This window comes from Stenotrophomonas sp. 278 (assembly GCF_003935715.1).
Lineage (GTDB): Bacteria > Pseudomonadota > Gammaproteobacteria > Xanthomonadales > Xanthomonadaceae > Stenotrophomonas > Stenotrophomonas maltophilia_AH.
The window spans coordinates 1-4,819 of record NZ_RHPP01000215.1; the positions used below are offsets into that span (position 1 = coordinate 1).

At 67.7% G+C, this 4,819-nt stretch carries 5 protein-coding genes; all 5 read right to left on the minus strand.

Annotated features, from left to right (window positions below):
* Nucleotides 1–283 precede the first annotated feature (283 nt).
* Genes EGJ34_RS20545 through lpxD form a run of 5 tightly spaced genes read right to left on the minus strand, consistent with a single transcriptional unit; the run spans nucleotide 284 to nucleotide 4,493 of the window.
* Nucleotides 284–940 carry a ribonuclease HII gene (locus tag EGJ34_RS20545; RefSeq protein WP_125362280.1) on the minus strand — a complete coding sequence of 219 codons (657 nt, stop codon included), beginning with the start codon at nucleotides 938–940 and terminating at the stop codon, nucleotides 284–286.
* Nucleotides 937–2,157, minus strand: a complete 1,221-nt coding sequence (gene lpxB, locus EGJ34_RS20550; RefSeq protein ID WP_312023046.1) for a lipid-A-disaccharide synthase — start codon at nucleotides 2,155–2,157, stop codon at nucleotides 937–939. The genes EGJ34_RS20545 and lpxB overlap by 4 nt, the downstream gene beginning before the upstream one ends.
* 50 nt (nucleotides 2,158–2,207) lie before the next feature.
* Entirely contained in the window at nucleotides 2,208–2,999 is a 792-nt protein-coding gene (lpxA, locus tag EGJ34_RS20555; RefSeq protein WP_125362282.1) for an acyl-ACP--UDP-N-acetylglucosamine O-acyltransferase, read from the minus strand.
* Between the two features lie 19 nt (nucleotides 3,000–3,018).
* On the minus strand, nucleotides 3,019–3,474 hold the full coding sequence (fabZ, locus tag EGJ34_RS20560; RefSeq protein ID WP_125362283.1) for a 3-hydroxyacyl-ACP dehydratase FabZ: 456 nt from the start codon (nucleotides 3,472–3,474) through the stop codon (nucleotides 3,019–3,021).
* A complete protein-coding gene (lpxD, locus tag EGJ34_RS20565) occupies nucleotides 3,471–4,493 on the minus strand; it encodes a UDP-3-O-(3-hydroxymyristoyl)glucosamine N-acyltransferase (protein ID WP_125362284.1) in 1,023 nt (340 codons plus the stop codon). The genes fabZ and lpxD overlap by 4 nt, the downstream gene beginning before the upstream one ends.
* Nucleotides 4,494–4,819 lie beyond the last annotated feature (326 nt).

Below are 4,819 nucleotides of genomic sequence, written 5' to 3' on the forward strand. Positions count from 1 at the left end.
GGCGGGTCGGGGTGGGCTGGAGGGGGCGTGAGCCGCATGGGTCGGGCGCATGCGCCCGACGGGTTGGGCAGGACGCCCAACCCCGGCCTTGCCGTGTGCGCAGGATTGCGCACACGTGCAAGCGGCGATCGAGCTTACATGGACGTACTTGCAGCGTCCCCCGGAACGCCCATCCCGATCCGCCAAGCCAGGGATTCCGTGAACACCGGCTGTTCGCCAAAAGCCAACAGCAGCCGGGCAAGCCCGGCTCTACGTTGCGCTCGATGCAGGGGTGAGGGAGGCTCTAGGCGAGCGCGGGCGCAGAACCAAGGCAGTCGCGGACCGGGGCGAAGCTGCGGCGGTGGGCGGGGCAGGGGCCGTGCTCGCGCAGGGCGGCCAGATGGGCGGGAGTGCCGTAGCCTTTGTGCTGGTCGAAGCCGTAGTGCGGGTGTTGCTCGTGCAGCTGCTGCATGTAGCGGTCGCGGCTGACCTTGGCCAGGATCGAGGCCGCCATGATCGCGCGGTCGAGTGCGTCGCCGCCGATCAGTGCCTGGGCCGGGCAGGGCAGGCCCTTGGGCACCTGGTTGCCGTCTATGCGGGCGAACTGGGCGACGTGCGCCACGCCTTCCACCGCGCGTCGCATGCCCGCCATCGTGGCCTGGAAAATGTTCAGCGCATCGATCTCATCCACGTCCACCATCACGATGTGGAAGGCCAACGCGCGCTGCTGGATCCTGTCGAACAGCACGTCGCGGCGCAGCGCGGTCAGCTGCTTGGAATCGTCCAGCCCATTCAGGCGTGGGCGGTCCGGGCAGAACACCACCGCCGCGACCGCCACCGGGCCCGCCAACGGGCCACGACCGGCTTCGTCGACCCCGGCGACATAGCGTGGAGCCACTGTCGCCAGCGCCGCGCCATCGAACAGCGCCAGAGACGCCGCCGCTGCGTGTCGACGGCTCATGCCGCGGCACCGCCCGGCGCAGGGCGATTCAACAGTTCGGCCACTGCGTCGGCGGCACGCGCTGAGGCGTCCTGGCGCAGCTGCTGGTGCAGCAGCTCATAGGTCGGCTGGATGTCCAGGCCGCGCTGCGGATGGTCGAACCATTGCAGGATCGCTGCCGCCAGCTGGTCCGGCACGCAGTCGTGCTGGATCAGTTCCGGAGCCACGTCCTTGCCGGCCAGAATGTTCGGCAGCGCGAAGCGATCTACCTTGATCAGGCCCAGTGCCTTCACGATCCGGTAGGTCAGCTCCGCCACGCGGTAACCCACCACCATCGGGCGCTTCACCAGCATCGCCTCCAATGTCGCCGTGCCCGAGGCCAGCACCACCACGTCGGCGGCAATCATCGCCGTGCGCGCTTCGCCATCCAGCACATGCGAATACGCCACCGGCAGCGCCGAGCGGGAGAGCTGTTCGGAAATCAGGCGGCGGCAGGCCGGGTTCGCGGCGGGTACCACCACGTGGAGCCCCGGAATGCGCTCGGAGACCTGCCAGGCCGCTTCAAAGAACGCCTCGCCCAGTTTGCTGATCTCGCCCAGGCGGCTGCCCGGCAGCACCGCCAGCACTTTCGCGTTGGACGGCAGGCCCAGCGCCACGCGCGCCGCGTCGCGGTCGCTGTGCAGCGGAATGTCGTCGGCCATCGGGTGGCCGACAAAGCGCGCGTCGATGCCATGCCTGGCATAGATCGGCGGTTCCATCGGGAACAGGCACAGCACCAGGTCCGCACTGGCCCCGATCTTCTCCGCGCGCTTTTCGCGCCACGCCCACACTGATGGGCTGACGTAATGCACGGTACGGATGCCGCGTTCCTTCAACCAGCGCTCCACGCCCAGATTGAAGTCCGGCGCGTCGATACCGATGAACACGTCCGGCTGCCAGTCCAGCACGCGGGTGCGGAACTCCTTGCGCAGTTTGAGCAGCCGCGGCAGGTGGCGCAGTACCTCGGTCAGGCCCATTACCGCCAGTTCACTGGCATCGAACCAGGTCAGGCAGCCGGCATTGCGCATGGCGTCGCCCCCGATGCCGGCAAACTCGGCATTCGGAAAGCGCTGCGCGAGCTCGCGGACCAGCCCCGCACCGAGCAGGTCGCCAGAGGCTTCACCGGCGACCAGCGCGATCCGCAGCGGCCGACCCGAGCCGGCCGCCGGGCCGGGCAGGGCATCGACCAGCGTAGTCAGCGGAGCCGACCCGAGGGTGGTCACCGTGGCAACGTGCCCGCCGTTGCCGCTCATCGCAGCAGCGGCCTCTCGGCCTGCTCGATGAAGTCCAGCAGGTCCCTGACGTCGGCACTGTTCTTGGCCTGTTCGGCCAACTGCACCTTGGCGTCGGCCAGCGGCAGCCCGGCCACGTACAGCGTGCGGTACGCGCGCTTGATGCTGGCGATGCGCTCGGCATCGAATCCGCGGCGCTTCAGGCCTTCGCTGTTGATGCCGCGTGGACGGCCGAGCGAATCGCTGCCAACCATGGTGAACGGCGGGACGTCGCCGTTGGTCAGCGCCCCCATGCCCAGGAACGCATGCGCGCCGATCCGGCAGAACTGGTGGGCACCGGCGAAGCCGCTGATGATCACGTAGTCGCCCACGGTGACATGGCCGGCCAGGGTGGTGTTGTTGGAGAACACGCAGTTGTTGCCGACATGGCAGTCGTGCGCCACATGCGTGTACGCCAGCATCCAGTTGCCGTTGCCGATCGTGGTGATGCCGCCACCGCCGCCGGTGCCGCGGTTGAGGGTGACGAATTCGCGGAACACGTTGTCGTCGCCGATCACCAGTTCGGTACGCTCACCGGCGTACTTTTTGTCCTGGGGCTCGCCGCCGACGGCCACATGGCCGATGAAGCGGTTGTTGCGACCGATCCGGGTCGGGCCGTGGATCGAGCAGTGCGGTCCGATCTCGGTGCCTTCGCCAATGACGACGTCGGCACCGATCAGGCAGAACGCACCGACGCGCACATCCGCAGCCAACGTCGCCGACGGGTCGATGACCGCGGTGGGGTGGATGAGGGGAGCGTTGTCGGTCATTGCAGGTCTCCTGCCAGGATCATTCGCGGGTGCCGGCGCACAGCACTTCGGCGCAGGCGACGACTTCGCCGTCGACCTTGGCCACGCAGTCGTACACCGCCATGTTGCGGATCACGCGCTTGATTTCCACATGCATTTCCAGGACGTCGCCGGGTACGACCTGGCGGCTGAAGCGGGCCTTGTCGACCTTGACCATGTAGAACAGCTTGGACTGCGCATCGCGGCCCAGGGTGAGCTGGGTGAGCACGCCGCCGGCCTGGGCCATGGCTTCGATGATCAGCACGCCGGGCATGATCGGCTGGCCGGGGAAATGGCCCTGGAAGAACGGCTCGTTGATGCTGACATTCTTGGTGGCGACGATGGTGCGCTTCTCGTAGTCAATCGAGAGCACCTTGTCCACCAGCAGGAACGGGTAGCGATGCGGGATCAGTGCCTGGATCTGGGTGATGTCCGGCAGCTTCTGTTCGTGGCTCATTCCTTCTCCTTGCTCACAGACAGGATGCGACGGGCCAGGGCATCAAGCTGCTTGAAGCGCGCGGCGTTCTTGCGCCACGTGCGGTTGTCGGTCAATGGGGTGCCGGAAGAGTACTCGCCCGGCTCGGTAATGGAGTTGCGCACCACCGACTTGCCGGTGATCACGACCTTGTCGCAGATTTCGAGGTGGCCCACGACGCCGACCGCACCGCCGAGCAGGCAGTAGCGGCCGATCTTGGCGCTGCCGGCGATGCCGGTGCAACCGGCGATGGCCGAGTGCGCGCCGATCTGTACGTTGTGGGCGATCTGGACCAGGTTGTCCAGGCGCACATCGTTGTCGAGCACGGTGTCTTCCAGTGCGCCACGGTCAACGCAGGTATTGGCCCCGATCTCGCAGTCGTCGCCGATTCTCACGCCGCCGAGCTGCGGCACCTTGATCCAGCTTCCGGCGTCCATGGCCAGGCCGAAGCCGTCGGCACCGAGTACGGCGCCGGGGTGAACGCGCACGCGCTTGCCAAGCTTCACGCGGGTGACCAGGGTGACCCGGGCGATCAGTTCGCAGCCGGTATCCAGGCTGCAGTCCTCACCGATGACGCTGCCGGGGCCGACGATGCAGTTCTCACCGACGACGCTGCGCGCACCGATGGTGACGAAGGGCCCGATGTGGGCGCTGGCGGCGACCTGGGCGGCCGGGTCGATGATGGCGCTGGGGTGGATGCCGGGTTCGCGCAGGGGCGCGATGTCGAACAGCGCGGCGATCTTGGCGAAGGTGGTATACGGGTCCTTGGCGACCAGCGCGGTGCCGGGCGCGGCCTCGGCGTCGTCGGCGCGCAGCACCACGATGCCGGCCTGGCTTTCGGCCAGTTGGCTGCGGTAGCGCGGGTTGGCCAGGAAAGTCAGCTGGCCGGGTCCGGCATGGGCAAGCGTGGCCACGCCCTGAATGGCGGTGGCACCGTCGCCATGGACCTGCAGGCCAAACTGCTCGGCGAGTTGCTGGGCGGTATAGGTAGGAGTATTCACGCCGGAAGTTTACCGTGTGCCGTGACTTCGGTCATGTTGCCCTCCAGGTCAATGCAATTTGCCTGCTATCCGTAGAGCCGGGCTCTGCCCGGCTGCCGTTGGATTCAGGCGAACAGCCCTCGGTTCCGGGAATCCCTGGTTTGGCGGGTCGGGGCGGGCGTTCCGGGGGACGCTGCAAGTACGTCCATGTAAGCTCGATCGCCGCTTGCACGTGTGCGCAATCCTGCGCACACGGCAAGGCCGGGGTTGGGCGTCCTGCCCAACCCGTCGGGCGCATGCGCCCGACCCATGCGGCTCACGCCCCCTCCAGCCCACCCCGACCCGCC

Bases quoted from the DNA above. Each gene is read 5' to 3' on its own strand.
- EGJ34_RS20545 (WP_125362280.1), bottom strand. From the start codon at position 940: ATGAGCCGTCGACACGCAGCGGCGGCGTCTCTGGCGCTGTTCGATGGC.
- lpxA (WP_125362282.1), bottom strand. From the start codon at position 2,999: ATGACCGACAACGCTCCCCTCATCCACCCCACCGCGGTCATCGACCCG.
- fabZ (WP_125362283.1), bottom strand. From the start codon at position 3,474: ATGAGCCACGAACAGAAGCTGCCGGACATCACCCAGATCCAGGCACTG.